The sequence below is a fragment of the Streptomyces sp. URMC 127 genome (genome assembly GCF_051386535.1).
GTDB lineage: Bacteria > Actinomycetota > Actinomycetes > Streptomycetales > Streptomycetaceae > Streptomyces.
In genome coordinates this window covers 1-4,480 of the sequence record NZ_JBPQTW010000341.1, presented here as the reverse complement: position 1 = coordinate 4,480, position 4,480 = coordinate 1, and the positions used below count along the sequence as shown (strand labels likewise).

Genomic DNA, 4,480 nt, shown 5'->3' with positions numbered 1-4,480 from the left:
ACCGTCAGGCCCTCCCCGCCCCCGTCTACGCGACCGACCCGGACCGCACCCGCGCACCGCGCACGCCCCAGGAAGAAGTCCTCTGCGGCCTCTTCGCCGAAGTCCTGAACGTCCCCCACGTCGCCCCCGAGGACAGCTTCTTCGACCTGGGTGGCCACTCCCTCCTCGCCACCCGCCTCATCAGCCGCATCCGCACCGTCCTCGGCGTCGAACTCCCCATCCGCGCCCTCTTCGAGACCCCCACCCCCGCAGGCCTCGCGCCGCGGGTCGGAGTCGCACGGGGGGCGAGGGCCGCCCTCACCGCCGTTCCGCAGCGCCCGGACGTCCTGCCGCTGTCCTACGCGCAGCAGCGATTGTGGTTCCTGCACAAGCTCGAAGGCCCCTCGGCGACGTACAACATCCCGCTCGCCCTCCGCCTCACCGGGGAGGTCGACCGCGCTGCCCTGCGCCAGGCGCTGGCAGCCGTCGTGGCGCGGCACGAAGCGCTGCGTACCGTCTTTCCGGAGGCCGACGGCAAGCCGCGCCAGCACATCCTGTCTCCGTCCCAAGCGGAGGTCCCCTGGGACGTACGGGAGCTGAGCGAGCAGGAGCTGCCGGAAGCGCTCGCGGGCGCGGCGCGGCACGGCTTCGACCTGGGCAGGGACGTCCCGCTGCGGGCCTGGCTGTTCGTGATCAGTCCGACGGAGTCCGTCGTGATGCTCCTCTTGCACCACATCGCGGGCGACGGCTGGTCGCTGGGGCCCCTGATGCGGGACCTGATGAGCGCATACGCCGCAGGGGACACGAAGCCTCCGGCACCTGCACTCTCCGTGCAGTACGCGGACTACACCCTTTGGCAGCGCGAACTCCTCGGCGACCAGGCGGATCCCGACAGCCTCTTCGCCCGGCAGCTCGGCTACTGGACGCGTCAGCTCGCCGGGCTGCCCGACCAGCTGACGCTCCCGACGGACCGGCGGAGGCCCGAGACCGCCTCCTACGAGGGGGCGCACACCTGGCTGCGCCTGGACGCCGGTCTCCACGAGGCGGTGGTGCGCCTGGCCCGGCGCACCGGCGCGACGGTGTTCATGGTCCTGCAGGCCGCGATGGCAGCCCTGCTGACCAGGCTGGGCGCCGGCACTGACATCCCCTTCGGTTCCTCGATCGCGGGGCGGACGGACGAGGCGCTGGACGACCTGGTGGGCTTCTTCGTCAACACGCTCGTGCTCCGTACCGACACCTCCGGCGACCCCACCTTCACCGAGCTGATCGGCCGGGTGCGGGAGACGGACCTGGCGGCGTACGCGCATCAGGACGTGCCGTTCGAGTACCTGGTGGAAGTGCTCAACCCGCAGCGCACAACGGCCTATCACCCGCTCTACCAGGTGATGTTCACCCAGCAGAACGCTCCCGGCGCGGCCTTCGCGCTGCCGGGCATCGAGGCCGTCACCGAGCCGGTCGGCGCGGGGGTCTCCCGGGTGGACCTGTCGGTGAACCTCGCCGAGCACCACGACGCCGACGGCCGGCCCGACGGCATCACCGGGCTCGTGGAGTACTCGACGGCCCTCTTCGACCGGCCGACCGTCGACGGGCTCATGGCCCGCTGGGCACTGCTCCTCGGCCGGCTCGCAGCCGACCCCGAGCGGTCCATCGGTGATGTGGACGTGCTGCTCGACGCGGACGAGCGGGAGCGGCTTCTGTCGGGCTTCAGCGCCTCCGCCGACACCTCCTCCGCCGCCGCTTCCTCCGCTTCCGTCTCCGCCCCCTCCTCCTTCGCCTCCGCCCCGGCCCCGTCGGACGCCGACACCACCCTGGCGCAGCTCTTCGAGCGCCGGGCACGCAGCACGCCCACTGCCACGGCGATGGTGGCGGACGGTCGCGAGCTGTCCTACCGCGACGTCAACGAGCGGGCGAACCGGATCGCTCACTGGCTGATCGAGCGCGGTGTCGCCCCCGAACAGCGGGTGGCGCTGTCGCTGCCGCGGTCGGCCGAGCTGGTGACGGCGGTTCTGGCGGTGCTGAAGGCGGGCGGTGCGTATGTGCCGGTGGACCCGGAGTATCCGGCGGAGCGGATCGCGTTCATGCTGGAGGATTCCGCGCCCCTGCTCGTCCTCGACGGCGAGGCGCTCGGCCGGGACTTCTCCGCGTACCCGGCGACCGATCCGTCGGCTGATCCCGAGGCCGGACCGGAGACCGCGGCGCTGCCCTCCAACGCGGCATTCGTGATCTATACATCGGGTTCGACGGGGCAGCCCAAGGGCGTGGAGGTGTCCCACTCCGGCATCGCGTGCCTGGCCGCCGCCCAGGCCGAGAGGCTGCAGGTGGACGGGACGAGCCGGATGCTGCAGTTCTCGTCGCCCAGTTTCGACGCCTCCGTGTGGGAGATGGTGATGGCCGCGGCCTCGGGCGCGGTCCTGGTGGTGCCCGAACCCGGCAGGCTGGCCGGCCAGGCACTGCTGGACGTCCTCCACGACCAGCGGATCACCCACGTCACCCTGCCCCCGTCCGTACTGGCCACCATCACCGTGGACGACCCGGGGACCGCCCTGCCCGGCCTGCGGACCTTGGTGGTCGCCGGCGAGGCGATCGCTCCGGAGCAGGTCCGGCGGTGGTCCGCCGGGCGACGGATGATCAACGCCTACGGACCCACCGAGTCCACGGTCTGCGTCTCGATGAGCGCACCGCTGACCGGGTCGGACACACCGATCGGCCGCCCCGTGCCCGGAACGCGCGTCTACGTGCTGGACGACCGGCTCCGCCCCGTGCCGGCCGGGGTCGCGGGCGAGCTGTACGTCGCGGGGGCGGGCCTGGCCCGGGGCTACGTGAACCGGTCCGGCCCCACGGCGCAGCGGTTCGTCGCCGATCCCTTCCGGGGCGACGGCTCCCGCATGTTGCGCACCGGCGACGTCGTGCGGTGGACGGGCGCCGGTGAGCTGGAATTCGTCGGGCGTGCGGACGATCAGGTGAAGGTCCGCGGATTCCGCATCGAGCCGGGCGAGATCGAGGCCGTCCTGCGCAAGCATCCCGGGGTCACCGAGGCCGTGGTCGTCGTGCGCGAGGACGATCCCGGCGACAAACGCCTCGTCGCCTACGCGGTGACGGGGAACGACGTGCCGCAGACGACGCTGCGGGACTTCCTGCAGGAACGGCTGCCGGAGTACATGGTGCCCGCCGCCGTGGTCCGCATAGACGAACTGCCCCTGACCGCCAACGGCAAGCTCGACCGAGGCGCCCTGCCCGCCCCCCACTACGCGGGCTCCGGGCGCGCGCCGCGCACCCCGCAGGAAGAGGTGCTCTGCGGCTTGTTCGCCGAGGTCCTGGGCCTGCCCAGGGTTGGTGTGGACGACGGTTTCTTCGACCTCGGCGGACATTCGCTGCTGGCCACCCGCCTCATCAGCCGCATCCGCAAGGTGCTCAGCGTCGAGTTCCCGGTACGGAAGCTGTTCGACTTCCCGACCGTGGCAGGCCTGGCCCAGTGGCTGAACGGGACCGACGGCGCGAGGTCGGGGCCGGCCCCCATGGAGCGGCCGGACGTCCTGCCGCTGTCCTACGCGCAGCAGCGCCTGTGGTTCCTGCACAAGCTCGAAGGCCCTTCGGCGACGTACAACATGCCGCTCGCCCTGCGGCTGACCGGACGCGTCGACGGAGAGGCGCTGCGACAGGCCCTCACGGACGTCGTGGCGCGGCACGAATCGCTGCGGACCGTGTTCCCGGACGCCGCCGGGCAGCCGCAGCAGCGCATCCTGGCCCCCGAAGAAGCCGAGCTGCGGTGGGAAGTCCGCCACGTCGGCGAAGAGGAACTGCCCGCCGCGCTGGCGCAGGCCGCCCGTCACGGATTCGACCTCGGCACCGAACTACCCGTACGGGGCTGGCTGTTCGTCACCGGCCCCACCGAATGCGTGGTTCTGCTGCTGATGCACCACATCGCGGGCGACGGCTGGTCGATGGGCCCGCTCGCCCGTGACCTGGTCGGCGCCTACGCGGCCCGCCGGTACGGCGACGCTCCCACGTGGGCACCCCTGCCGGTGCAGTACGCCGACTACACGCTGTGGCAGCGGGCTCTCCTCGGCGACGGCACCGACCCGGACAGCCTCTTCGCCCGGCAACTGGACTACTGGCAGCAGCAGCTGGCCGGCCTGCCCGAGCAGCTGCCGCTACTCACCGACCGTCCCCGCCCGCCCGTCATGTCGTACGAGGGCGGAGCCACTTGGTTCACGCTCGACGCCGGTACGCACGGCGACATCGTCCGCCTGGCTCGGCGGTCCGGTGTGACGGTGTTCATGGTGTTGCAGGCGGCGTTGGCCGGGCTGTTCACGCGGCTGGGTATGGGGACGGACATTGCGTTGGGTTCGCCGATCGCGGGGCGGACGGATGAGGCGTTGGACGACCTGGTCGGGTTCTTCGTCAACACGCTTGTGCTGCGTACCGACACGTCCGGCGACCCGACGTTCACGGATCTGGTCGGTCGGGTGCGGGAGGCGAGCCTGGCGGCGTATGCGCATCA

Annotated in this window: 1 protein-coding gene; it reads left to right on the top strand. The window is 71.9% G+C overall.

Going from position 1 to position 4,480, the window contains the following annotated elements:
- The coding region (locus tag ACSNOH_RS33550) for an amino acid adenylation domain-containing protein (protein WP_436725227.1) at positions 1-4,480 on the top strand (4,480 nt) is incomplete at both ends.